The organism is Spartobacteria bacterium UBA695 (genome assembly GCA_002298145.1).
GTDB lineage: Bacteria > Verrucomicrobiota > Verrucomicrobiia > Chthoniobacterales > Chthoniobacteraceae > UBA695.
Genome location: DBMP01000013.1, coordinates 263,123 through 287,391, shown reverse-complemented (window position 1 = coordinate 287,391; position 24,269 = coordinate 263,123). Strand labels below are relative to the sequence as shown.

Annotated in this window: 18 protein-coding genes and 2 tRNA genes; 11 read left to right on the top strand and 9 right to left on the bottom strand. The window is 57.6% G+C overall.

Going from position 1 to position 24,269, the window contains the following annotated elements:
* Positions 1-56 precede the first annotated feature (56 nt).
* Positions 57-1,409 carry an acetylxylan esterase gene (locus tag B2828_RS07470; protein ID WP_479633082.1) on the top strand — a complete coding sequence of 451 codons (1,353 nt, stop codon included), beginning with the start codon at positions 57-59 and terminating at the stop codon, positions 1,407-1,409.
* On the opposite strand, the gene B2828_RS07465 is transcribed toward B2828_RS07470, so the two are convergent.
* Positions 1,406-2,584: a cysteine desulfurase family protein gene (locus B2828_RS07465; protein WP_479633081.1), complete on the bottom strand. Its 1,179-nt coding sequence runs from the start codon at positions 2,582-2,584 to the stop codon at positions 1,406-1,408. The two genes, B2828_RS07470 and B2828_RS07465, sit on opposite strands and share 4 nt — an antisense overlap.
* A gap of 98 nt (positions 2,585-2,682) precedes the next feature.
* Here B2828_RS07465 and mnmA point away from each other — a divergent pair, with 98 nt between their 5' ends.
* Positions 2,683-3,789: a tRNA 2-thiouridine(34) synthase MnmA gene (gene mnmA, locus B2828_RS07460; protein ID WP_479633080.1), complete on the top strand. Its 1,107-nt coding sequence runs from the start codon at positions 2,683-2,685 to the stop codon at positions 3,787-3,789.
* 18 nt (positions 3,790-3,807) lie between these two features.
* Here the strand turns inward: mnmA and B2828_RS07455 are convergent, their stop codons facing one another.
* The 6 genes from B2828_RS07455 to B2828_RS07430 form a co-directional block, all read right to left on the bottom strand.
* The gene (locus tag B2828_RS07455; RefSeq protein WP_479633079.1) at positions 3,808-4,257 is read right to left on the bottom strand and encodes a hypothetical protein; all 450 of its coding nucleotides are present in this window, start codon (positions 4,255-4,257) and stop codon (positions 3,808-3,810) included.
* Positions 4,258-4,304: 47 nt separating this feature from the next.
* Positions 4,305-4,778 carry a hypothetical protein gene (locus B2828_RS07450; RefSeq protein ID WP_479633078.1) on the bottom strand — a complete coding sequence of 158 codons (474 nt, stop codon included), beginning with the start codon at positions 4,776-4,778 and terminating at the stop codon, positions 4,305-4,307.
* Positions 4,778-5,086, bottom strand: a complete 309-nt coding sequence (locus B2828_RS07445) for a hypothetical protein (protein WP_479633077.1) — start codon at positions 5,084-5,086, stop codon at positions 4,778-4,780. The genes B2828_RS07450 and B2828_RS07445 overlap by 1 nt, the downstream gene beginning before the upstream one ends.
* Positions 5,067-5,654: an RNA polymerase sigma factor gene (locus tag B2828_RS07440; RefSeq protein ID WP_479633076.1), complete on the bottom strand. Its 588-nt coding sequence runs from the start codon at positions 5,652-5,654 to the stop codon at positions 5,067-5,069. The genes B2828_RS07445 and B2828_RS07440 overlap by 20 nt, the downstream gene beginning before the upstream one ends.
* A 31-nt stretch (positions 5,655-5,685) precedes the next feature.
* Positions 5,686-6,141: a Spy/CpxP family protein refolding chaperone gene (locus tag B2828_RS07435; RefSeq protein WP_479633075.1), complete on the bottom strand. Its 456-nt coding sequence runs from the start codon at positions 6,139-6,141 to the stop codon at positions 5,686-5,688.
* 82 nt (positions 6,142-6,223) lie between these two features.
* On the bottom strand, positions 6,224-7,159 hold the full coding sequence (locus B2828_RS07430) for an alkaline phosphatase family protein (protein ID WP_479633074.1): 936 nt from the start codon (positions 7,157-7,159) through the stop codon (positions 6,224-6,226).
* Positions 7,160-7,303: 144 nt separating this feature from the next.
* On the opposite strand from B2828_RS07430, the gene B2828_RS07425 reads away from it, so the two are divergent.
* Positions 7,304-7,379: transfer RNA gene (locus B2828_RS07425), tRNA-Lys, on the top strand.
* A 163-nt stretch (positions 7,380-7,542) separates the two neighbouring features.
* Here the strand turns inward: B2828_RS07425 and B2828_RS07420 are convergent.
* Positions 7,543-7,624: transfer RNA gene (locus B2828_RS07420), tRNA-Leu, on the bottom strand.
* A 457-nt stretch (positions 7,625-8,081) separates the two neighbouring features.
* On the opposite strand from B2828_RS07420, the gene B2828_RS07415 reads away from it, so the two are divergent.
* Positions 8,082-9,173 carry a GntR family transcriptional regulator gene (locus tag B2828_RS07415; RefSeq protein WP_479633073.1) on the top strand — a complete coding sequence of 364 codons (1,092 nt, stop codon included), beginning with the start codon at positions 8,082-8,084 and terminating at the stop codon, positions 9,171-9,173.
* Between the two features lie 302 nt (positions 9,174-9,475).
* Entirely contained in the window at positions 9,476-11,185 is a 1,710-nt protein-coding gene (locus tag B2828_RS07410; RefSeq protein WP_479633072.1) for an amylo-alpha-1,6-glucosidase, read from the top strand.
* A 106-nt stretch (positions 11,186-11,291) separates the two neighbouring features.
* On the opposite strand, the gene B2828_RS07405 is transcribed toward B2828_RS07410, so the two are convergent.
* Positions 11,292-11,555, bottom strand: a complete 264-nt coding sequence (locus B2828_RS07405; RefSeq protein ID WP_479633071.1) for a hypothetical protein — start codon at positions 11,553-11,555, stop codon at positions 11,292-11,294.
* On the opposite strand from B2828_RS07405, the gene B2828_RS07400 reads away from it, so the two are divergent.
* From B2828_RS07400 to vccA, 6 genes are all read left to right on the top strand, one after another.
* Entirely contained in the window at positions 11,554-15,810 is a 4,257-nt protein-coding gene (locus B2828_RS07400; protein WP_479633070.1) for a beta strand repeat-containing protein, read from the top strand. The two genes, B2828_RS07405 and B2828_RS07400, sit on opposite strands and share 2 nt — an antisense overlap.
* A gap of 37 nt (positions 15,811-15,847) precedes the next feature.
* Entirely contained in the window at positions 15,848-18,013 is a 2,166-nt protein-coding gene (locus B2828_RS07395) for a hypothetical protein (protein ID WP_479633069.1), read from the top strand.
* A 90-nt stretch (positions 18,014-18,103) separates the two neighbouring features.
* Positions 18,104-18,592, top strand: a complete 489-nt coding sequence (locus B2828_RS07390; protein WP_479633068.1) for a hypothetical protein — start codon at positions 18,104-18,106, stop codon at positions 18,590-18,592.
* 80 nt (positions 18,593-18,672) lie between these two features.
* On the top strand, positions 18,673-19,704 hold the full coding sequence (gene vccC, locus B2828_RS07385) for a Verru_Chthon cassette protein C (RefSeq protein ID WP_479633067.1): 1,032 nt from the start codon (positions 18,673-18,675) through the stop codon (positions 19,702-19,704).
* Between the two features lies 1 nt (position 19,705).
* Positions 19,706-20,341: a Verru_Chthon cassette protein D gene (gene vccD, locus B2828_RS07380; protein ID WP_479633066.1), complete on the top strand. Its 636-nt coding sequence runs from the start codon at positions 19,706-19,708 to the stop codon at positions 20,339-20,341.
* On the top strand, positions 20,341-24,183 hold the full coding sequence (gene vccA / locus B2828_RS07375; protein ID WP_479633065.1) for a Verru_Chthon cassette protein A: 3,843 nt from the start codon (positions 20,341-20,343) through the stop codon (positions 24,181-24,183). Before vccD ends, vccA begins: the two co-directional genes overlap by 1 nt.
* Positions 24,184-24,269 lie beyond the last annotated feature (86 nt).

The window sequence follows — 24,269 nt, the reverse complement described above, 5'->3', positions numbered from 1 at the left end:
GCATTTCCATGGGCGACTTTGTGCTAAACTACCCGCTGATTTCAGTCTGTCTCCCCATGAAAAAAATCATTTTCCTTAGGGCGTTTGCAGCCACCTCCTCGCTGCTTTCCGCCGCGCTCGCCTTCGCCGCCGATCCCCTCCTCTCCCTCACACCGGACCATGACACCGGCATTTACAAACCCGGCGAACCGGTCACCTGGACCGTGGACATCAAATCCGGCGACCGCGCCGGGCTCACCGCGCTGCCCTACCGGGTGAGCAAAGACGGGGGCAAAGCGGAGGCTGCCAGCGGCACGATCGACCTCTCGGCAGGCCCGGCAAAGATCACCGCTTCGCGCGAGGACCCCGGCGCGCTGCGGGCGGAAATCAAGTTGCCTGATCCAGCGAAATCGCTCCCCATCGGCGTGGGGGGCGCGGTCGTCTCCCCGGAAAAGATCGGCCCGGTGTGCCCCGCGCCCGCTGATTTCGACGCCTTCTGGAAAACGAAGCTCGATGAACTCGCGAAAGTCGCCTCAAACCCGCAGGTTGAAAAAATCGGCACCGAAGGCCTGCGCAACGCCGAGGGCGTCGATCTCTACCGCGTCACTCTGGATAATATTCGCGGCACCCATGCGCGCGGCCTCCTGGCCCGGCCCGCGCAGGGCGAAAAGTTCCCCGCGCTGCTGGTTGTCAATTTCGCCGGAGTCTACCCGCTGGACAAAAACATGATCACCAGCGAGGCAAAGGAGGGCTGGCTGGCGCTCAACATCAACGCGCACGACTTGCCGCCCGATGAAAGCGAGGCCTTCTACAAGGACCAGAAGGAAAACGCGCTGAAAAATTACATCTACTTCGGCAACGACGACCGCGACCAATCCTACTTCGTGCGCATGTTCCTCGGGTGTGTGCGCGGCGCGGAATACCTCGCCTCCCGGCCCGACTGGAATGGGAAGGTACTGGTCGTTACCGGGGTCTCGCAGGGCGGCTTGCAATCGTTCGCAACCGCCGCGCTCTACCCCAAGATCACGGCAGTCGTTACGGGCGTTCCCGCCGGGGCCGACGTGTACGGAGCCACGGCGAATCCCCCGCACGCGGTCGCCTGGCCCTACTGGCTTAACAACTGGGGCCCCCGGGACCGCGACCCCGAGAAGGTCAAGCAAACCGCCGGGTATTTCGACACGATTTACTTCGCCGCCCGCATCCGCTGCCCGGCCCTGGTCGGCGTGGGGCTCCTCGATAACGCGGCGTGCCCCTGGGGCGTCATCGCGGCGTACAACGCCATCCCGCAGCCAAAGGAGCTGATCGTCATGCCCCTGGCCGATCACCACGGCTCCGGCGGCAGCCAGAACGCCTATTTCCAGGAAGCGCTCAAGTGGAAACAGGCGCTGCTCAAAGGCCAGCCGCTGCCGATCCCGCCGCCGAAGTTCTAAGCCGCCGCCCGCTTCAGCACCCGCCCGAGGCGTTCCAAGGTCGCTTCGATCACCTCGGGCGTGGTCGAGCGCCCCAGCGAAAACCGCAAACTCGCCCGGGCTACCTCCACCGGCACCCCCATAGCCAGGAGCACGTGCGAAGGCTGCGGCGAGCCCGCCATGCAGGCCGAGCCGCTGGAGACGCAGACGCCCTCCAGATCGCAATTAATCAGCAGCGTCTCGCCATCAAGGCCGGGAAAGGAGACGTTGAGCGTGTTGGAGAGCTGCCGTTCCGGGGCGTCCCAACTTCCGTTGCGCACCGCCGCCGGGAACAACGCCACGAGGCCCTCCCAAAGCCGGTCCCGCAACGGCGCAAGGCGCGCGTTTTCCGCCTCCCGCTCGCGGACCGCCAATTCCGCCGCCGCGACCATCCCCACAATGCCCGCCACGTTCTCCGTACCGGGCCGCCGCTCGTTCTCCTGCGCGCCGCCAAAGGCCACGGCCTCGATGGACACGCCGCTGCGCAGCCAGAGCGCACCGACGCCCTTGGGGCCGTAAAATTTATGCGCGGCCAGGCTCAGGGCGTCCGGGGCATCCGGGCCGTCCACCCGCACGGGCAGCTTGGCAAAGCCCTGCACCAGGTCGGTGTGAAACGGCACCCCCGCCTCCCGGCAGATCGCCGCGAACCGCTCCACCGGCTGGACCGTCCCTGTCTCGTTATTGGCCGCCATGAGCGAAACCGCCGCCGTCTCCGGCGCAAGGGCCAGGGCCGCCCGCAGCGCCTCCGGGTCGATCCGCCCGCCGCCGTCCACCGGCAGCCGCGTCACACGAAACCCCTCGTGGCGCTCCAGAAAATCGGCGGCATGCAGCACGGCATGGTGCTCCACTTGCGAAATAACGATCTGCCGCGCCGCCCCCCGGGCCACGCGCCGCCGGGCCAGGCCGATCAAGGCAAGGTTATCCGCCTCCGAGCCGCCGCCAGTGAAAATAATTTCGTTGGACCGTGCGCCGAGCAGCCGCGCCAGCGTATCGCGCACATCGTCCAGCACCGCCCGAGCATCGCGCCCCGCCGCGTGGACGCTGGAGGGGTTGCCAAAGCAGGCCCCCTCCCCTCCGGAGAGGAGCGGCAGCATGGCTTCGAGCGCCGCCGGGGCAAGCGGCGTCGTGGCATTGTGGTCGAGGTAAAGACGGTTCATCGAGCGGCCTCCAACATAACGCCAATCCCCCCCGGGGGAAACGCGAAACGTTCCGGACTGGACGACGGCCTCCTCTATCGTATGTTGGATGACCTTTTATGCAGCAGCAGCCCACACCCATCCGCGTTGTTATTGGCATGAGCGGCGGCGTCGATTCCTCGGTCGCCGCCTACCTGCTTAAAGAACAGGGCTACGATGTCGTCGGAATGACGATGAAAGTGTGGCTCAACGACTGCATCTCCCAGGCCGAGGACGCCTGTTGCGGCCCCTCGGCCATTTCCGACGCCCGAGCCGTGGCCCACAAGATCGGCATCCCACATTACGTCATCGACGAATCGCTCGATTTCGAGAAAACCGTGATCGACTACTTCGCCGACGAATACCGGGCCGGGCGCACGCCGAACCCGTGCGTCATCTGCAACGAAAAGGTGAAATTCGGCGCGCTCTGGACCAAAGCCGCCGCGCTCGGGGCCAGCTTCATCGCCACCGGCCACTACGCCCGCGTCGAGCACCTGGAAAACGGCCGCTCCGTGCTGAGCAAGGGGACCGACACGCACAAGGACCAGAGCTATTTCCTCTTCAGCCTCACCCAGGAGCAGCTCGGGCGCACCCTCTTCCCGCTCGGCGATATGTCGAAACCGGAAATTCGCGAGATCGCCCGCCGCATCGGCCTGAAAGTGGCCGAAAAAGCCGACAGCCAGGAAATCTGCTTCGTCCCCGGCAACGACTACAAGGCCTTCCTGCGCCAACGCGCCGGAGAGGGCCAAGCGCGTTTCCACAAAGGCGGCATCTATGACACCACGGGGCGCCGCCTGGCCGATCACGACGGCATTGAGCTCTTCACCATCGGCCAGCGCAAGGGGCTTCCGGGGGGATCCAAGGAACCGCGTTACGTCATCGATATCGACCCGGCTTCCCGCCGCGTCATCGTCGGGGCCGCCGCCGACCTGCTCACGGAGCGCTTCGAGATCGCCCGCTGCCGCTGGCACCAGAGCGAAGCGCCCACCGAACCGTTTGAAGCCGTGGTAAAAATCCGCTACGGCCACCCCGGCACCCCGGCGACCGTCACGCCACAGGGCCCGGACCGCGCCGAAATTTGCCTGCACACCCCACAGCGCGCCGTGACGCCCGGCCAGGCCGCCGTTTGCTACGATGGGGAGCGCGTCCTCGGCGGCGGCTGGATCGCCCGCCACGAGGGGGCGTAAAGGGCGGGAAAAGAGTCTTCAGGGCTCCGTTTGGAAAAACGTAATCTGGTAATCCAAAAGATCCTCGGAATCATCGTCCTGGAATACGACTTCGAAGCGTTTGGATGGAAACTGCCACGCAAGCTTTACCTGGTAGATTTCTTTAAGAACTCCCCCAAGATAAACTACGCGCTCCCGCGTGAGATCCTCGCAGCCATATCGCTGGATATCGGCAATATGCAGATGGTTCATCACCGCCTCAACGGGGCGCCGCTCTCCATGGTTTTGGCTTTCAAACCCACGAAGCGAATCCAATGAAAAGCCTTTCCTCAAGACGTAGCCCTCAAACTCAACAAACTGCGGCCAAAAAACTACGCTGTATCCAACGGCCAGCTGAAAATTGCCTGTGCATCCAACCCATGCCTCAATACCAATCCCCTTCCCGTCATTCCACTCCCGCATTTCGGGAATCAGGTCGTTGAAATCCATAAGGCACCATTCTTGTGCGACAAAGAAACGCGAGCACAGCTAAAATCTTATTCTTTTTCCGCAGGCTCATCCGGCCCGCCAGCGCGCAGCCCCCAGCGGCCCAGGCGGTCCTCGGCTTTCTGCCTGAGCTTCGCCTGCTTGTCGGCAGGGAGGCGCTTTTCGATCCGTGCGAGCGCGTCGCGAACGAGCATCCTCGATTCCACGGAATTCCGCCGACGCAGTTGCCGGGCCTGTTTCACGCTCACGGCCAGCTCCTCGTGCACGGCTTGGCGCTCGGCGGCGTCGAGGTCGAGCGAGCGGGAAAGGTTCGCCTCCACCCGCGCGGCCAGGCGGTCGAGACGCCCCCGGTCGGCGAACGGATGTAACATCGCGTAACGGACCTGCGAGCGGACGTAATAGAGCGTCGCGCCAACGCCGATACCGGCCCCGAGCCCAAAGACAACCACGAGCAGGAGTAGAGCCTTCCAGCGGATCTTCAAGGCGGGAGAGAGGGGCGTGTCGCCGGGTGGGTTCGGGTTCATCACGGGAGCAGGGAGTAAAGGATGTCCATAGCTACGCCAAGGCCCGCGACGGCGTCGAGCCCATTCCATAGCGCCAGGGCCGCCGCCACGCCGCCAAACGCCAGCGCCGCCCGGACGGCTCGGACCTGCCCCATCGCAGCCAACTCCTCCCAGAGGCTCCGTTCCCGGGCGCGGGGGAGCCGCTGCTGAACCTCCAGCGCATTACGGACCAAGTGGCGCACATCGAGGTCCCCGGGCGGGCGGGCAAGGCGGGCTTGCGCCGTCAGGCGGGCCCACGATTTCGTCGGATTATTCAAGGGTGTATCCATGGCGTTTAAGCAGGGTTTTGAGGCGATGCCGGGCGCGGAAGGCCCGGATTTTGGCATTGGCGAGGCTCCAGCCGAAATGCCCGGCCACCTCGGCCAACGGCATTTCGTTGAGGTAAAGCAAGGTCATCAGAGCCCGGTCGTCTGGCGGCAACTGCGCGAGAATGGCCTGGACCTCCCCGGCCTCGCACGGCGCGGAGGCGGATTCGGCAGCGGCCATCCCCTCAAACGGGTCGCCATCGCGCGCCTCCACCAACTGCGAAAACGGGGACCGGCGGCGGGCGCGGCAATAGTCCAGCCCCACGCGCACGGCGATCCGCTTGAGCCAGTGGAGGAAAGGCTTCTCCGCCCGCCAACCCGCGAGCGCCCGCCACGCGCGCAAGAAGGTCTCCTGCACCAGGTCCTCCAGGTCAGACCGGTTCGGGGCAAAGCGGTAAAGGAGCGCGCTCATGGCGGATTGATGCCGGGCGACCAGCGTATCGAAGGCCTCCAGATCCCCCGCCTGCGCGCGCCGCACCCAGGGCAGATCATCGTCGGCGGCAAGGGGCGGCGGTTCAGGCGGCAACGGCATGGGCAAAAGGGAGACCTATGTGGCAAGGCGATCACGAATTCGAGCCGAAGGCAGCCGCCGCGCGGGCCCGGTGCCGGGGCTCGGCCCGGAAGGCGTCCAGGCTCTTAATCTGCTCGGGCGTCAGGAGCGGGCGGATTTCACTCGCGATCCGCGCGTGAAGCAGCGCCCGGTCGCGGGCGGCGTCGCCCACCCGGGCGGCCGCGCTGGCAACAGCGGCGGAATCAGCCCCCTTGGTGGCCTCGGTCAGCGCGAGGTGAGCCGCCTCCGTCTTTTCCCGAACGGTGCGAAGCTCCGCGCGGTGGGCTTTAAAGATTGCGCGCACTTTTTCCTTTTGCTCCGGGGAAAGCGGCGTGTCGCCAAAGATTTTCTCCAGCCGATGGCCCGCCCCAGCCTGGGAGGCGTCCTTCGCGCTCGCCAAGGGAACGGCGGCGATCATCGCGACCGCGCAGACTAGAACCGGGGTAATGGTGGCAAAAACAGTTTTCATAGAAATGCTTATTTTTTTCGAAAAGCGGACCTGCCGCTTCACGAGAAAGAACGCCATCCCCCCTCCTCTGGTTACAAAAAACTCACGGCTTTTGAGCCGCCGCCACCGGAACAGGCGCGAAAGCCGAAGCGACCGGCCGCCCCCAGAAACTCTCCGGCGGATCGATCCCGAGCAGCCAAAGCGCGGTGGCCGCCGTGTCGTAGATCACCACCGGGGCCGCGATCTCGAATCCCGGCTTCACCTCCTTGCCCCAGGCCACCCAGGGGATCTCCACATCCTCCTTGGCGGGCGAGCCGTGGGAGCCGTAGATTTTCCCCGTTGGCTGGCCGTCCTTCACCTCGGGAACGTCGTGCCCGCCATGGTCAGCCGTTAGAATAAAAACGCTCGAGGCCTCAATCCCCGCCGCCTTGACCGCCTCGCGGATCGTCTTCAAGGCCGCGTCACACTCGGCAAACGCCTTCATTTTCTCCGGCGAATTCATGCCAAACTTATGCCCGGCCACGTCGGGATCGCCAAAATGGATGAAGCAAAGATTCGGCTTACTCTTGAGCACCTCGGCGGCACAGGCATCGGCCACCCCCTGGGCCACGGGCGGCTCCGGCACGACAAACGTATCCACGCTGCCCGGCCGCACCAGCGTCTTGAATTTCTCCTTCGTGGCAAAAAGGGCCGTGGTAAACCCGTGCTCCTTGGCAATACTGAAGACCGTCGGCACACCCACCGGCCCCTTGTCCGGCTGGTAATCGTTCCAAAGCACCTGGTGCTTCTGGATACCGACCCCGGTGAGCATGGACGTATGGGAGGGCAGCGTGATGCTCGGGACGATCGTGTAGGCCTGCCATGTATGGCTTCCCTCGGCGGCCATGGCCTTAAAAACAGGCATCTCGGCTTTTTGGATCCCGGCGGGCGCCCCCTGATCAAAGCTGATGATGAAAACGTGATCGGCGCGTTTCAGAGCGCCAAAGGCGGCGGCAGCGCAGAGAAGGAAGACCTGGAGGAAAAGGAAGATCGATTTCATGGGGATAAGAAAGCAGCAACGAGGCTCCAACTTGGCCATTTTTGCCTATGAAATCCAGTTTTTGCGGAGTTTTTCGAAAAAAGTGATTTGTGGCATTGACAAATTGGCCGTCAAACGACATCTTGCCCACCCCCAAACGGAAAGGCATCCCTAGCTCAATCGGTAGAGCACGTGACTCTTAATCACTAGGTTCTGGGTTCGAGTCCCAGGGGGTGCACCATAACCCGCTCATCTCGAGCGGGTTTCGATAGAAGGCATCCCTCAAATATACACCTTCGCATGCTGGGCTCGCGGGTCTGTGAATCCGCAGGTCTCCCCCAAGCAAGAATAGTTCCTCCCTACTGTCAGGATATCAGGAAGCTGTAAGGATTTTTGGAGAAAAGTGCCGGGGAGGGGACTCGAACCCCTAAGGATTGCTCCACCAGATCCTAAGTCTGGCGCGTCTGCCAATTTCGCCACCCCGGCGTGAGCGGACGCCGCCATTCAAAGCAGTTTGCACCGCGCTTCGCAAGCGAATATAGGGACTTTGGCAACGGGGCAAAAAGTTCTACCTCCAGGTCTGCCTCCCGGGTGCCTGCTTGGCAATCAGGTGCATTTTGTACGCCGGTTGCGAAAACTGCTCCCAACCGCGTGTGGTAAGAGGGCTTCTGTGCACCCTTTCGAGTGCCATTGAAGGAAAAAGCTCGGTGCCAAACTAGCGCTCTCATTCATTGCACGCCGTCTTAGGCTGGATTTTTTGGCGACCGAACCGATGGAAGCAAAGCGGAGGGAGTTGGGAAGCCGATTGAAAAGATTGAGCCCGAGTGAGCAGAGAAATTCAGGAATTCGACCACAAAAGGGGTGGTCCCAAGCGAAAATCTCCACCCTTTAGTGATTTTATTGACACTAGGGTATAAAGTGGGTTTATTCCTTCGGGAGATATATGAATTTTGACTTAGATGTTCAGCGACCGAAGGTTATCTGGAAGCAGGTTGCGGAACAGATCCGGAAAAAGATCACTAAAAATGACTGGCCTCCGGGGACCAAATTGCCGTCTACCGCCGAGTTGGCCGCTCAGTCGGGAGCAGATGTCAAAACGATTCACCATGCCCTCACGGAATTGGTTCGGGAGGGATTGATTACCCGCACGCGCAAGGTCGGCACCTATGTGTCGGAGCGCAAGCCGACGTTGTCTAAGATCGGCATTTATCATTCTTCCAATATTCACTTGGATCCTCGTGCGCACTATTTGCAGGCGCTGCATGATAAGCTTCAGAAGCAAGCCGCCGCGCAGGGGATTGCGACACGGATCTGGGTGGACCATCGCCCCCCCCATTTGCAAACTTCCTGTCTGCCTGAAATGGAAAAGGCGGCAAAAGATCGGGAGATTGAGGGAATCATCAGTACTCTCGCCGACCCAATGCATTTAGCGTGGCTGCGGAAGTTTCCTGTGCCTGTGGCTTTTTTGGGTGCCCGTACCCCGACCAGTGTTGCATGGGATTATGCCAGCCTCATGGAGACTGCTCTTGGGAGCATTCGTAAAGGAGGAGCCCGCAGCGTAGGGCTCATTGTCTCCATGAAACCGAATGCGACGGTGTTTTTTGACAGCTTCTATGGGCAATGTGAAGCGCTGGGCTTAAAAACCGCGCCGAACTGGATCATTAATCCGGCGATTGACGATGACGGATTTGGCGAGTCTTGTTTTGAAAGCTTTGGTTACGAGGGGTTTAACAAGCTTTGGGCTGGAAAAAAGAAGCCCGAAGGACTGTTTGTCTATCCTGACAGCCTCGCGCGAGGGGTAATCATGGCTATGATGGCTCACCAAGTGCGCGTCCCGGAAGACTTGCGTGTTGTTTTGCACAAAAATGACGAGGTGAAGCTCTTTTGCCCCCTTCACGTTACGTATGCCGTATCGAGCGTCAAAGAAGTGGCCAATGCGCTGTTAAAACAGGTATCGATGGTCTATCAAGGCAAAGAGACCAAGTATGAGGAGCTGAAGTTTAAAATCGCTCCCGAAAAGGGGTCGGAAGGTTAGAGCCTGGCAGGTGAGTGTTGGCGGGGAATCCGATCCAGGGTTCCCGGAATTGCCACAACAGGCAGATTACCCAAAGCAATCGTTCTTCGTGTCATAGCTGCAGGGAGCTTCATTCCGGCTGCTCTGGATTGCTTTAAACCGATCACGCCAGAAAAACGTGCGTGCAGGAAAAGATAACTTTGGCTTGCCTTCGGGTTAATATTGGCATTATTCCATAAAAGAAACTACAGCGAGCTATTTTCGTGAGCCGCAATGGAACCGGATTGGCCCGCAGTGTAGTTGAGAACTCTCTTTTTTCTTCAATGCACCGTCCTATTCCCTCACCGCTTGATGCCCTACCCTTTAGCCGGTTTGGGTCCTACCACGCATTTTCGATCCTCGCGCATGGCGCATCATCCACGGGAGAAAGCCAAGAGGGATTGTGGCTCCGCTGTGTGCACGGCGATGCCGAGCCGTGTGTGATGCGTTTGTCGGTCCTCAAGGATGGAGAGCCTGTGCCTTGTTCCTATGAAACGCGGCCCGCTGAGCTGCGGATGATCACGGGGGCCGGGATCGTGCGGATTTGCATTTCGGAGCCGGACGAAATGCTGATTCGCATGGAGGGCGTCGGGCTGCGGCTGGAGGTTCAAACGGGCCGATTTAACTGTGCCATCGTTGAGCCAGCGGGGTCTTGGATTTTTAACGTTTATAGCGCAAGACGCCTTTACCGAATCGTTCCGTTGCGCGGCAGGCTTGAGGTGGATGCGGCCTGGGGCATCGAAAATTGCCCTCGGATGCATGCGGATATCTTGCCGGGCGCGGATGGAATCGGCGAACTGGCCCTTGAAGATTTCGTCTCGGAATGCCCGGCGAGATCCCATGGCGCGAAGTTTGAGGATGCTGTGGCAAAGGTCTATGCGGAGTTTGCTGCTTTCGCGGCTCCGTACATGAAGGTATCGGCGGAGTTTTGCGAGGCGGCACGGCTTGCTGCCTACATCAACTGGTCGGCCTGCGTGGGCGCATCAGGTTTTTTGAAGCGCCCGGCTATGTTCATGAGCAAGAACTGGATGACGCACGTGTGGAGCTGGGACCATGCGTTTAATGCCTATGGGCTCAGTTTCGCGCATCCGGATTTGGCTTGGGACACTTTCATGCTCTTGTTTGATTTTCAGACGGAGCGAGGCCAATTGCCGGACTTGATTGATGATACCACCGTTTGCTTTGGCTTTGTAAAACCGCCCGTGCATGGCTGGATCCTGCAACGCATGATGCAGGCGAACCCGGAAATGATCCAGGGAGATCGCTTGGAGCAAGTTTACGAAAAGCTCTCGCTTCATTCCCGGTGGTGGCTGGAAATGCGCGGCGGTGCGGAAGGCCTCCCAAGGTATTATCACGGGAACGACTCCGGATGGGATAACGCAACGGTGTTCGATATTGGATTCCCTATTGAAAGTGCGGATCTCGCGGCCTTTTTGTATCTCCAACTCAAGACAGTGGCGGCGTGTGCTACAAGGCTGGGGCGGACGGCGGAGGCGGCACGGTGGACCACCCAGGCTGAAGCGCTGATGTCGCGTTTGCTCGAACGTCTTTGGGACGGGAGGAAATTTCTCGCCCGCCGCGCAACGGACGGAAGTGTGGCGGAACGTTCCGATAGCCTCTTTGGCTGTTTGCCTGTCGTGCTCGGGGAGCACTTGCCGGAGACGCTGCGGCCGATCGTTGTGGCGGAGGTTCGACGCCATCTTACCCAGTGGGGACCTGCCACGGAGAATCCGGCCTCCCCGCTTTATCAATCGGATGGATATTGGCGCGGCCCCATTTGGGGCCCTTCCACGCTTATCATTGTGGATGGCCTCGCGCGGCTGGGAGAACACGATCTTGCGCGCGATATCGCCACGCGCTTTTGCCGACTCTGCGCCAAAAGTGGATTTGCCGAAAACTACGATGCGATAACGGGTGAGCCGCTCCGAGATAAGGCGTTTACCTGGACCGCAAGCACCTTCATGGTCCTCGCGCATCACTATCACCAAAGTTAAGGACGCGCTGAATCTATAGAAGGGATGCCGCCTGTCCTTGGCGGGGATCTCAATGTAGCCCCACAGCTAGAGCAATTTACAAAATTCCTGGCGGTAAATCGATCCGTCAGGAAATCCTAATGGGGAAATAACCTATATGGGAATAATAACAATTTTGCTTGCGCGTTTCTTCAATATTGGCATTATTCCACCAACCACCAGGAAAAGGCGTCTCAAAGAATGCCTTTTCCGACGTAAAAAGCTCTTCACCCCCTTGAAAGCCCATGAAATCTGAAGTCATCGCCACCCCTGTTTCGAAATCAGTATTTCCGACCATCCCTGTCCGTACGAGCCGGCCTCTGCTGCGGATCCTCTCTGCATTGGCCGTCATGGCTGAACCTTCTCTGCACGCCGCGTCTACAATAACGTGGAATAGTTCGGCTGATGGAAACGACTGGAGTAATTCCGCCTCATGGACGGGGTTAAATACGCCTCCTCTTGCCGCGGACACGGCCCTTTTCAAGACGTCTGTGGGAACGACGGGTGCCATTGGACTGGCGGGTAATGCAACAATCGCCAATCTCTCTTTCGATACCAATGCAGGATCGGCCAATAGCACGCTGACCATCGGCTCCGTGACTGGTGGCACATTGACGCTGGGAAATGGAGGCACGATTCAAATCCTGTCCACCTTGGCTGGAACAGGAAAGACGTTGAGCATCAATGCTCCTCTTCTGTTTGCTGGAAACGGGACAAGCGCAGGCAGCGCCACGATCAGCAATAATAATGCGTCTGCCACCAATGTCCTGAACTTTGGCGGTTCGATCGCCAACGGCAATTCCAATCCTAGCGGAGGGTATGTTGCATTAACGTTGAGCGGCTCCAACGCCGGTCTGAATACCATCAGCGGGGTCATATCCAATGGGGCCGCTGGCGGCATGGTTCTGATCAAAGCGGGCGTGGGAAAGTGGTGTTTGACTGGCTCAAACAACTACACGGGAGGAACGACGATCAACGCGGGCTCATTGGTCATTTCTGGGACTGCCGGTGGTGTCGCCAGCAGTAGTTCGGTGACGGTCAATACCACAGGGACGCTCACTCTGGATAGCTCCACCGGCATCAATACGAGCAACCGCGCCAGGGCCGTGACGTTCGGTGCCACCGCGATGAGCGCAGGGGCTTCGGTGTTGACTGCGATTGGTAACGGCTCCGCCAACTCGACCGAAAAGATCTCTGGTGCGTTAACTTTTTCCGCGGGTCTGGGAGTGGTATCGCTCACGCCTGGCACGGGATATAACGAAACCATCGCGGCAGGCAGTCTGGTTCGTAATGCAACGATGGCTCCCGGTGTGGCTCTCTTCCGCGGCACTTCTCTTGGAAAATACGCGCTGAACTCGAACGCGGCCAATAGCACCAATGTGACCTTCACGACGGCTCCGACTTTGGTGGGAGGCGGCGGGGCTGCGGGGACGCCTACGGTCGGAATTATCCCATGGGTGGTAATCGATAATACCTCAGCGACGGGCATGGGCTCGAGCTTGGCAACTTATGACACGACCTATGGGCTGCGGGCGCTGAATGACAATGAATATGTCACCACCGTTGCCTCGGGTGATACCAGCAATTCCAACCTAAAGCTGAATGCGGGCAGCAACCTCACGTTGTCGGGCGGCAGTGCGCCCACGGTGGTCAACTCGGTGACGTTGAACGGGGGAAATGCCGTGGGGTCGGGCACTCTTGCCGTTTCGAGCGGAGCGATCTTCGCGGCGGCGTCGGGAACGCTGGGAACCGCTGTGACGCTGGGAATGGAGGGCAACTTCAACGCGGCGTCAGGAGCGACCCTCAATGTCAACAACCTCCTCCTGACGGGCAGCAGCGCCGGCCTGAATCTCGGGAGCACCGGAGCGGGTACGGTGAATGTGACCATTGCAAGCTCGGGGACTTTGGGACACCTCTCCACGACCACGAACAACAACGCGAATGTTAATTTGACGTTGAAGGATGGAGTCTCAGTGACGGTGGGTAGTGATGGGGTGGGTTCCTCTTATAACGGCACGATCAGTGGATCGGGCGGTTTGGTCAAAACAGGCGCGGGAATTCTCTATCTAAGCAGTGGAGCGGGTTCCTCCGGGGCTTATTACGCCGGCAATCGGTACTCCGGCAATATCGATATCAACCAAGGATCGGTGTTTGTGAACTCCGGCATTGGGAATACACCGAGTACCTATACCGCATGGATTACCACCGGCACGCTTTCGATCGCAAGCGCCGGGTCGCTCAGCTTGCAAGTCGGCCAGTTTGGCGCGGGCGGGCTTTCAGGGAGCGGCTCGATATCCATTTTCAATCGTGCTTTCGGCCTCAACTATAACGGGTCTGCGGTGGATGTTTTCAAGGGATCCATCACGACCAATAGAAGTGTGGGGTATTTCCTCAAGTTCGGAACGGGTACGGTGAGTTTGCAGGGCGATATCTCCGGGATAACGGGGCAGATTTTGAACTCGTGGGGAACGCTGCAAACGCCTGCGGTGAGCGGCACGGGCACCTTGTCTGTTTATGGAGGGACGGCGAAAATTACCGGCACAACGGGCGTGGTCACTGGCCTGGGATATTCCAACGGGGGGGCCAGCTTCGGGAATACGCTCTCGGGAGGCACGCTCTGGATCGCTCCAGACACCGTAAGCGCCCAGACGGATGTTACGGTGAGTGGCTTGACTTCAGCAGGGGTTGCCGGGGCTTCCGCCATGGATTTCAGAACAGAAGGCGGCCGGATTCTTTTGGATAAAGGGGGCAACCGGAGTGTGACCTACACCATCGGGGGGGCCACCGCGGGAACGCTGGGGACGATTTCGGGAGCTGGCGGTCTCATTATTGCTGCCGCGCATGGTTTGACGGAACTCGGCGTTACGGAAAAGTTCAGCACGCTGACCTCGATGAAACCGACGCTGGTGAACGGCATTGTGAGCCCCAGGATCCTTGGCCAGGATGCTAGCGCGGGCTCCTCGCTTAAAGGCGATTTCTTGACTTACGTCGGCACGGGAGTCGCGGGTGATGTTGGCTTCAAGGCATTTGACTATAGCAGCGCCACCGGCGATACCAATTTCCTCGCCCCCACGATCGGCAAGGTGGAGAAGGTGACACAGGACACGGCTTTGACGGGTTCCACCGCAGTGTTTGCTCTACGGAACGATGGAAAGACGATCGACCTCGGCACTAGCAATACGCTAACCGTCGGAGACAGCTCCACCGTGGCGTCCGCCGGGCTGATCATGAACGGAGGTGTGATCAAGGGCGGCACTTTGGAACTATCCAGTTTTGCCTTGGGTGCGGCCAACATTTACACAAGTGCGGATAATGCCACCATCTCAAGCGCGCTGAAATTATCGGGAGGAGCCAATCGCGTCTTTGTGGAGGGGCCTGGCGTTTTGACCTATTCAGGGGCGCTGTTTTCAAACTCGGTAATCGTTAATTACGGATCCACTTTTGAATCGACGTCTTCCTCATTCAGTGGGGCATTGACGCTCGCTGGCGGTGTTTACCAAAGCAATGGAAGCTTCACCCGTGCCTTGGGGAGCAGCGGTGTCACCTTTGTGGGCAGCGTTTCCTCGGCGGGCGGCGGCTTTGCGGCCCGCGGCGGGGCCTTGAACGTGAACCTGGGCGGTTCGAGCACTCCCGCAACACTCGTTTGGAATAACGGTGAGACGAGAAATGGGAATCAAACCAGTGCAAGTTTCCTTCAAGATAACCAATCGTTCATCTTCGGTTCGTCCACGGCGGACAGTGAGGTGAACATGATGAATCCGCTGGACCTGGGCGGCAATACGGCCAACTTCTCGCGGGTCATCTATGTGTATGATAACCCGAATTCATCCACTGATCAGGTACGGTTTACGGGCGGTATCTCCAGTATTTCGGATAACAACGGCATCGCCAAGGACGGGGCTGGTCGGCTTATTTTGGACGGTAACAACACGTACAAAGGAGCGACGTATGTCGCCGCCGGTAGTTTGATTGTGAGCGGCAGCCTTTCGGCAACTTCGCTTGTGGAAGTTCACAAAGGAGCGACTCTCGGAGGCACAGGGGTCATTAACTCTGCCGCAGCTCTTCGCGTTGAAGAGGGAGGCAAGGTGTCTCCTGGTTCCGTCGATGCTTTAGGGCAGCATACGACCGGCGCGTTGACGGTGGGAAGCGTTTCTCTGGATGCGGGTGCCGTCGTTGCCCTGACGCTCACTGGAGCCACGGCGGGCAGCTACGATCAATTGGTGGCTGCCGGGAGCGTGAACCTGGGCAGCGGGGCTGAATTGGATTTGACCTTAACGCTGATCCCTGGCGGCGGAAAGATGCTCTTTGATCTGATTGAAACGACCGGGATTGATAATATCACGGGAACCTTCAGCTCGATTTTTGTGAATGGGATTCAGCTCAGCCTGGGCTCTGATAACACCTTCAACTTCACCTACGGCTCGAACGAGTATGCCGGTCGGCTATCCTACTATGGCACTGAAACCGCGCTCACTGGAGGCAACGATTTCGTCTTGGAGATCGCCGCGGTTCCTGAAGCCAGGACATCGTACATGGTTCTCGTCGGGGCGGCCGCGCTGGCTTTCTATGCCCGCCGCCGCAGAGCCTCTGAGGCGACAGTTGAGTGAAGGCCCTTCGGATCACTTTGTTTCCTCCAATTGATTTATGACTCATTCTGTTGATTTTCTTCCGGCAGCAAAAAGCGGCACAAATGGGTTACCGCCTTTTCTCACGGCAGCCGCGCCCTTCCCATGGTCTGCGGAAGCAATGCGGCCCCGGCGTGACTGGATTTTCAGCGAAGTGCGCCGGTGTTTTCGCCCATTTGTCGATGACAATGGACGATGGCTGAGCCCGCCTGCGCCCAATCGCGATCCGGATCCTCGCGTGTTGGTGCAAGTAGCCGTTCCCTATTGGTTTGGCTCCGAGCAGGACAAGGCGCTCGCCGCAAATCTTCTCCTATCAGAGTCGGTGACCGATGCCGCAACCCGTGCAAAGCGCTGTGCTTTCACGCCGGAGTATATCGTAACCTTATTGAAAATTGCCGGAGATTTGGTGCCTCGGGATTTGCGAAACCTTCTCGTCGAACGGGTGGGAACGAATCTCGATTATTATATCTGCCGCGATCTGCGCCATCACGGTTTCAATGACAACCATGTCACTCTGGCAACCGCCACGCTGATCCTTGGCGGCGAAGAGGCGGGCAATCGGAACGCCGTGGAAGAAGGCCGGGCCAATCTCCTGAATTTTCGAGACACCCTCATGCGCCGAGGGTTTATGCACGAAACCAATGACTGCTACATTCCCCACTCAATTTACCCATTGGCAGCCCTAGGCGAATGGTCGAATGACGAGGAAATCCGGGAACTTGCGCGAAATTGCGAAGCCCGGCTGTGGGCCGATTGGATTGGCCATTGGCACATTAACCTGGCTCGCAAACCGGGTCCGAGCGCTCGGGATTATACCGGGGGCCGGCTCAATCCTTTATCTACCAATACCGCCCTTTGGTCTATTTTTGGAGATGCGTTTGGGCAACCTGTGTTTCCGCCTTCAGACAGCTTTTCCGAATGTCTTCCTGCGGCTCGCTCCATCGACTTTGAGGGAACCATCAACGACTATGCATGGAATCTTGGGTTCATCCCCTGGATAGCTTCCCATCATTATCATATTCCACAGGAGGTTGCGGAGTTGATGTATGAGCGTGCCTATCCGCATGTGATTTGCGGAACGCATGAGGTCGGCCATTTTTCGGAGATGATTCATCGCCCAGCCTTGCAGAAAAGCGACATTTCAGAAGAGGCTATGCCGTTCTCTGCCCGGGAGATTTTTACTTATCAATATCAGGAAGCCGATTGGGCCATGGGAACGGCCAGTCAGCGAATGATCGGTATCTGCCCCAACAACAACTGGGGAATCTACTATCGCAAGAACGCTCCGCTGGCTCGCACCGCAGATCAAGGACTGGTGTTTTGCTCTTTTACCATCAACGAAAAGGACTGCACCCAGGATCGCGACTTTGCCATGGACCCGCTGGACCCGGAAGCCGTGAACCACGAAGCGGCGACGCTTTGGTTCGATAACGGAAGGTACGCCGGCATCCAGCATGAGCGCACGTCGATCCTTTTGTATCGGCCCCGGACGCATGAACAACATGAGGTTCATGCTTTGTCCACCACGCTCCTGTTCCCGCTATGTTTTGGAAACCAGGTGGAGCGGGTGGAACTCGGGGACCATGCGATTGATGACTTTTCGGGGCAGTCTGATCAACTCTGCGATGTGTTTGTTCAAGACGGCCCTCTCTATATCGGTATCCGGCCGCTGATGCCCGTCGATTTGCCCGCCGATATTCGGGTTAAGGCGCGGCGCGAGGGACCATGGGGCGTCATTGATTTTTATAGCTATCGCGGTCCGGCATTGGATCTGGCAGAAGTGGATTTATGCCGGATCGGCGGCGGGTTCCTGTGTGAAGTCGCAACGCGCGAGGACTTTGCCACGCTGGACGACTTCAAGGCATGGTTTCGAGCTGGGAATGTGGTGGACGAACAAGATTGGTTTATGCGGCATGTCCGCTACCACCGCGAAGGGCTCGATTTGGGGCTCCGCTGGGATGTTTGGGCGGACAATTTGATGTATCGCAGCCTGAATGGACGCGAATATCCCACGCCGAAATTCAAATGCTCAGGGCTCGATCCACGGCATCTTCCCTGGCTGCTTGATGATGTTTCCGGCCTGGATCATTTTAGCTGGTTGCAACGGCAGTCCAAGCGGAAGCGAGTGAACTGGCCCGATACGCCGCTTACTCTGCGTCCCGCAGCCCGGCTTTTAAACTCTTGATTATTGGCATTGTTCCATAACTGGAGGTAAGGGAATGTTCTTGCCCTGCAGTTCAAATCTTATCATTGTTTTAGTGAACAGGAGCCCCAGATGTCGTCATCTCTCCCCAAAACTGTGACAGCTCGTTCATCGGATCGCGTGGCTCTTTTCAATAGGGCACTCTTAAGCGGTCGCTGGGGTGCGTTTTCATTGGTGGAGGTAGTTGTGGCGCTTGGGGTTTGTGTTTTCACTGTGCTTCCCGTTGTGGGTTTGCTGCCGATGGCGCTCAACTCGGCCAAGGAAGCGACAGAAATAACGCAGACCGCCAAGATTATTCAACGCGTCGCCAATGAACTCCTACAAACGCCGTTTGCTCAATTGTCCACGCAATTAGGAGAGCGGCGGTTTAACTACGATGGGGTGGAGGTTAAGACTGCTGGGGATGCCTATTTTACAGTGGTGACGAATTTGGATGATCTCTCGATTCCGGGGGCGAATGCTCCATCATCCCATATTTACCGCGTTGCCATTAATATAGGTGTGCGTGGAGGACGGGGCCCTAAAAGTGTGGCCATCACGATCGCCGATACCGGGTATTAGCATCCTTTATTGGGAAGCAACAATGTCGTATTTGGTCGTTACCATTAAGGCAAATTTCCACCTTCGGGCCGGTAGTAGACATGTACGCCGCTAAACCCCACATCCTTTGCCAGGCCTTTACGTTGATTGAGGTGTTGGTGGCGACCTCGATCTTGAGCTTATTGATGATGTTGTTGCTAAAAACAACCAGCCTGACTTCCCGCGCGTGGACGGATTCGACCGAAAAGATGAAGGCGTTCTCCGATGCCCGCGCCGCATATTCTCAGCTCACGAGTAATCTCAGCCAAGCGATCCTAAACACGTATTGGGACTACGATCGGGTTGATGCCCCAACGTATTATAAGCGCCAATCCGAACTCCAGTTTCTGAGCTTGCCGATGGCCAGCCTTTCAACTGGAACTTACGCTGCCGCCAGCTATCCCACGCATGCTCTATTTTTCCAAGCACCGACGGGGATGGTTTACGATAAATCTGGCTTTGGGAATCTCCCGAATCTGCTGAATGCCTATGGCTATTTTGTGGAATATGGGGATGAAGCTTCTGAACGGCCTAGTTTTTTGGACGAAATTCCAAATAAAGTGGCGAAACGGTATCGCTTCAGACTCAAGGAATGGAAAGTCCCATCGGAGAAATTTGCGTTGTATCAAGCGATTTCCGGGGCCGAGTATTTGGGCGATGCCAGTATGGGATGGATTAACCTCACGAAACCGAAGCCCCATACATTGGCGGAAAATGTCATCGCCTTGATTGTGTCGCCCAGAAAGCAGAGCGATACGAATTTCGGCCTATCGGAAGCTCTTACGGGAGCCGGATTTGTCTACAATTCCCGCAATGACGTCACCTCCTCCGGTTCCCTGGAACAAAAGCAGAAACACCAGTTGCCTCCCGAAGTAGATTTGATCATGGTGGCCATTGATGAGCGTTCGGCAGAACGGCTCTGCACAAGCGATACGCCGCCCGCGCTGGTAGATCCAGCGTTGTTTCAAGACCCGGCGCAACTGTCGGATGACTTGAGCCGCTTGCAGGTGGCTCTTGATGAAAGACGGATTCGATATGTGGTGCTTCGCTCAACAGTAATGTTACGAACGGGGCGCTGGAGTGAAAGCAATTAAGATGCACACGATCCACTTCAAACAGCCCCTCCAGTGGGTGGTTCAACTCCGTGCGCGCCACACAGGACCCCATCGCACCGATGGGTTTTCGCTATTGGAATTGATTGTGGTGGTGGGGATCATGTTCATGGTGGCGGGACTATCGCTTCCGGCGATCGGGAGTGCCAAGCGTGCCATGGATTTGCGGTCCGGGGTTTCGCGGGTGCTGGATGAGCTGACCATCGCGCACCAAACCGCTTGCACCCGTAATCTGCCCGTCGAGGTGCGGTTTTATTGCGATGACACGGCGGGTTCGTCGGCACCTGATTCTGTGGCGCTTTTTGCGATCCAGTCGGATGGCTCAGCACGTGCGGTTCAGAAACGTTCGCTGCTTCCGGAGACGGTAAAAATCAGTCGGAGCACAAAATTCTCTTCATTGTTTCCCCTGTGCGGTACCGCAGTCGCCAAGCCCGGGGACACCATCAAATCGCAATCTTTCCGGTTTCTACCTAATGGAACAACGAACCTCACCGGTTCGGATTCGCCGACACTAACCTTGTTCCTGCGGGCTGACGAAAAAGGAGAAGCTTTGCCCGCAAATTTCGCAACGATTCGGCTGGATCTCCAGACCGGTCGAATCCAAACCTTCCGCCCCTAATGACTCACTTTATTAAACAACAAGCATGGCTCCTGAAGGGGCAGGGAAAGCGGCATGGTGGGTTTGCGCTTGTTCTCGTATTGTCATCACTAGTTTTCATAACGCTACTCGTCGTTGCGTTCCTCATGAGTATGAAGACGGAGGTCTCCGTATCAAAGTCAAGCTACGATGCGGATGGCGGGCGATTGCTGGCCCAGACTTGTATTAACCTCGCTATTTCACAAGTTAAGGCGGCGACGATGGAAGCGGCGGAAAACTCTTACGCATGGGCTTCGCAGCCCGGGATGATTCGCCTTTATGATAATACCGGCAGTCCGCATGGTTATCGCAAACTTTACAGCGCGGACAAGATGGTCGGAACGGGCGCTTTTAATTCATCGCAGTCGAACTCGGATGACCCGGTTTCGTCGACCTGGTCCAATGATCCGTGTATATGGACCGATCTCAATGCACCGGTCTCAACGACACTACCAGATGGCACCCTCCAATCGGTATTCCCGATCGTCAATCCTTCCGCCATTGACACCAATCCAATGGAGGGGCAGGTGTCTCCAGTATCGGCTATCGACCAGTTTACAGTATCCGGTGCGCCGGTGGATCATGGGCCTAACACCGTTCCAATGCCCGTCAAATGGCTGTATGTGCTGCAAGATGGGAAAATGCAAACCGCCACGGGGAATGGAACCCACGCAGTGGTGAGTGGTGCGACGGCGGCCAACCCGATCGTTGGCCGGATTGCGTTTTGGGCCGATGACGATTCGTGCAAAGTGAATATTAATACGGCTTCAGACGGCACGTTTTGGGATACACCGCGCTTCAATACCAACGCCGAACAAAAATTCGCGGGTTATCAACCGGCTCGAGGGGAATACCAGCGCTATCCGGGCCATCCTGCGATGGTGTGCCTGAAGAGTCTGTTTCCAAACCTCACCTCGCAGCAGATTTTTAGTCTTGTGCCGCGCCTTTCCTATGGGGGCTCCATGGGCGCAACCGTTGGGGTTAAGGATATCACGGCGGCGTTGGTTCCTGATAAGGATCGTCTCTATTCTTCCGTGGACGAGATCCTTTTCTCTCAGCAACTCTCGAGTTCCAGTGATCGGGTGGCTAACATTGGACTTTCGAAAGACCAAATCCAGAACGCCTCATTTTTCTTAACGGCGGCCAGCCGCGCTCCCGAGTTGAACCTTTATGGCAAACCGCGCGTGTGCATCTGGCCCGAATATGAAACGGCCGACAAAAACTACCGCACGGCCATCGACCGTCTCATCGCATTCTGCTCAACCGTTGGATCCGGACCCTCGGCTCGCCCATTCTATTTCACACGAAGAAGTTCGATGCTTGTGGGGGACGATATATCCCTGCCTCGAAATACGGCGCTTCTCGATTACCTGGACACCTTGACTGGAATGGCGATTCCTGGATTCGGAGGCTCCTTTTCCGCAAAATATACCCAGGGAGAAACGCGTCAGATTCTCACGGAAATTTTTGACTATATTCGTTGCACTAACCTCTTTGATACCACCACTCCGTCCGTCGGCACAGGGGCCAATATGCGTTTCCCTTATGCCTATGCGCTCAGCCCGAATTTAGCGAGTACGCCGGGATCTCGGAATCATATCTCTGGCGGGAACCTCTCCGTCGCCGTTCCTGCCTACAAAGGGGACTGGGGAACCGGTGGGTTCGGTGGGCATTTCATGCAAGTTGCGGAGGCTTCCATATGGTTTGTCGGTTTAGGCAAAGGGAAAGATTACTCTGTAACACCGCCCGCCAATGCGATCCCGATTTTTACCGAACAAATCGGGACCCGCTTGGGAATGGACACAGCCGCCGATCCCACAAACAATACACCGCCGTCCGGCAAAACTGCCGTACAAGCCTACCTGCTGCTCAGCTTTTTGACCCCCGGGCAGGGGGTCACCTCCTGGTGCCCGGGCACATGGGTGGAGATCAGTGGACTCGAACAATTTGGGATCAAACTTAACCCTTCCGATAGCGCCTTTACCCCGCTCGGTTTTCCCTCGGCAGCCAAAGCCTACATGAACCTCAATTGGATGGGGTCCCATATGGGAGGAATCGGTGGGCTTCTGAGCTATCTTGATATTCGTGGCATGTTGCGCACGGGGAATAGCGGCAAAGTTTTGGGCCAGGCGGACCCGGCGAACCAATTTCCGTTTTATAGCAATATCCTCGCGGTTGATAATAAAACCCTGGTTGCACCTTGCACGGTGCCTACCATGCAGTTTCAGGGCGGCGAGATTACGGTGAAGCTCTATGCGGATTCCTTAACGAATCCAGGCAAAGCTCCTGGAAATCTTTCTCAAACTCTAAAGATCTCATTCCCCGATGCCGTAAACATGAGCACGGGCGGTGTAATGTCCGTACAAAGCTTTCCGGTGCCGAATCTCGGAGTGGTACGCCGTCTGGGCACCCCCGGTGCTCAGGTGCCAGCCAATCCACCCAATTTGACCGGTTCGGAAGATCGATTTGATTTGGATAAAGGCGCCGAGAATGGGCTCCTGGACCCAGCCGATACGATCAAAAGCGTGGTGATCAATTCCGGCGACCTGCGTTTACTATTTCGTCCCAATTCTTCCAACACGCTTTTTAGACCACATCCCAATTACCTCGACCCTGGCACCAGGATGGCTCACGGGCATAGCTTTGGGTACGCCTGCGGATTTGCTGCCGCCGGAACCCGGTCGGGATTGATTGAAGGCGCTGTTTATGACCCGGCCAAACAGCCCTACATTTCTGCCGGAAATACGCTTGGCGCAAGGACGTCCAATGGAGCACTCGGCGACTGGGATAATGGCACCTCGTTGATCAATGATGGTCCTTATGTGAATGCTCCCGACGAAGGTGCAACTGGCATTGATCCCGGTTCCGGCAACTACACGATACCGTATTTTTCGAACTCCGTTGGCGACGTGGGGCCGACCTATTTTTCGCCCAACCGCCAAGTGCCCTCTGCGGGAATGTTTGGCTCGCTTTCGACCGGAGTTCGTCGCGGATTGCCATGGCAGACCCTGCTGTTCCGGCCCGGGCCCTCCAATCATCCAGGACGCGGTTTGCCGGCTGGTGGCCCTCCGTTCACGATGCCTCCTGATCATTTGATGTTGGATCTATTTTGGATGCCTGTCGTGGAGCCTTATGCCTTAAGCGAACCCTTCTCGACGGCGGGCAAGATCAACCTGAACCAGCAAATCGTGCCATTTACTTATATCAACCGCACGGCCGGATTGCGGGCAGCGCTGGCTGCGGAGAATGTTGCCATCCAGCCAAAGCTCAATGCCGGCACCTACAAGAGGAATATCGGCTCCACGTTGACCTACACCTCGAGGCTTCCGTTAAATTTGAGCGATGCCGATGGCACGCTGCGCCAAGTCGTGAAACGCTTCAATCAGGACGGCGAGATTTTTCGATCCGCTTCAGAAATCTGCGACATTTACTTCGTCCCTCAAGGTAAGCATTGGGGCTCTGATGAGGTAGCGCAGAATGAATGGTATGGGGACGATTTTGCCCTCGTGGGCGACAACACTCGCGAACGACCCTATGCGAATGTTTACCCTCGCTTAACGACAAAATCCAACACCTTCACGGTTCATTACCGGGCCGAAGTTCTCCGTTCCCCGAAAGCCAAGGTGGCGATTGAACCAACAGTCTTTGATACCGCAAAAGGCGGCGAGGTCATCGCATCCTTCCGTGGTTCCACGACGTTTGAGCGTTATCTCGATCCCAATGATCCCAGAGTGAGCGCAAAGGATCCGGCGGCTAATGATACGCCGTCACTGGAAAGTATTTACCGGTATCACGTTCTGAGCACTAAGGAATTTAGTCCGTAAAGCTCGCCAATCTCTCGTTGGCAAAATACTGGGTGCCATTCGCCCGGGGTATTCTCTTTGGGGTTCTAGGAATTCCCGAGGGACTC

Bases quoted from the DNA above. Each gene is read 5' to 3' on its own strand.
- B2828_RS07470 (WP_479633082.1), top strand. From the start codon at position 57: ATGAAAAAAATCATTTTCCTTAGGGCGTTTGCAGCCACCTCCTCGCTG.
- B2828_RS07465 (WP_479633081.1), bottom strand. From the start codon at position 2,584: ATGAACCGTCTTTACCTCGACCACAATGCCACGACGCCGCTTGCCCCG.
- mnmA (WP_479633080.1), top strand. From the start codon at position 2,683: ATGCAGCAGCAGCCCACACCCATCCGCGTTGTTATTGGCATGAGCGGC.
- B2828_RS07455 (WP_479633079.1), bottom strand. From the start codon at position 4,257: ATGGATTTCAACGACCTGATTCCCGAAATGCGGGAGTGGAATGACGGG.
- B2828_RS07450 (WP_479633078.1), bottom strand. From the start codon at position 4,778: ATGAACCCGAACCCACCCGGCGACACGCCCCTCTCTCCCGCCTTGAAG.
- B2828_RS07445 (WP_479633077.1), bottom strand. From the start codon at position 5,086: ATGGATACACCCTTGAATAATCCGACGAAATCGTGGGCCCGCCTGACG.
- B2828_RS07440 (WP_479633076.1), bottom strand. From the start codon at position 5,654: ATGCCGTTGCCGCCTGAACCGCCGCCCCTTGCCGCCGACGATGATCTG.
- B2828_RS07435 (WP_479633075.1), bottom strand. From the start codon at position 6,141: ATGAAAACTGTTTTTGCCACCATTACCCCGGTTCTAGTCTGCGCGGTC.
- B2828_RS07430 (WP_479633074.1), bottom strand. From the start codon at position 7,159: ATGAAATCGATCTTCCTTTTCCTCCAGGTCTTCCTTCTCTGCGCTGCC.
- B2828_RS07415 (WP_479633073.1), top strand. From the start codon at position 8,082: ATGAATTTTGACTTAGATGTTCAGCGACCGAAGGTTATCTGGAAGCAG.
- B2828_RS07410 (WP_479633072.1), top strand. From the start codon at position 9,476: ATGCACCGTCCTATTCCCTCACCGCTTGATGCCCTACCCTTTAGCCGG.
- B2828_RS07400 (WP_479633070.1), top strand. From the start codon at position 11,554: ATGGCTGAACCTTCTCTGCACGCCGCGTCTACAATAACGTGGAATAGT.
- B2828_RS07405 (WP_479633071.1), bottom strand. From the start codon at position 11,555: ATGACGGCCAATGCAGAGAGGATCCGCAGCAGAGGCCGGCTCGTACGG.
- B2828_RS07395 (WP_479633069.1), top strand. From the start codon at position 15,848: ATGACTCATTCTGTTGATTTTCTTCCGGCAGCAAAAAGCGGCACAAAT.
- B2828_RS07390 (WP_479633068.1), top strand. From the start codon at position 18,104: ATGTCGTCATCTCTCCCCAAAACTGTGACAGCTCGTTCATCGGATCGC.
- vccC (WP_479633067.1), top strand. From the start codon at position 18,673: ATGTACGCCGCTAAACCCCACATCCTTTGCCAGGCCTTTACGTTGATT.
- vccD (WP_479633066.1), top strand. From the start codon at position 19,706: ATGCACACGATCCACTTCAAACAGCCCCTCCAGTGGGTGGTTCAACTC.
- vccA (WP_479633065.1), top strand. From the start codon at position 20,341: ATGACTCACTTTATTAAACAACAAGCATGGCTCCTGAAGGGGCAGGGA.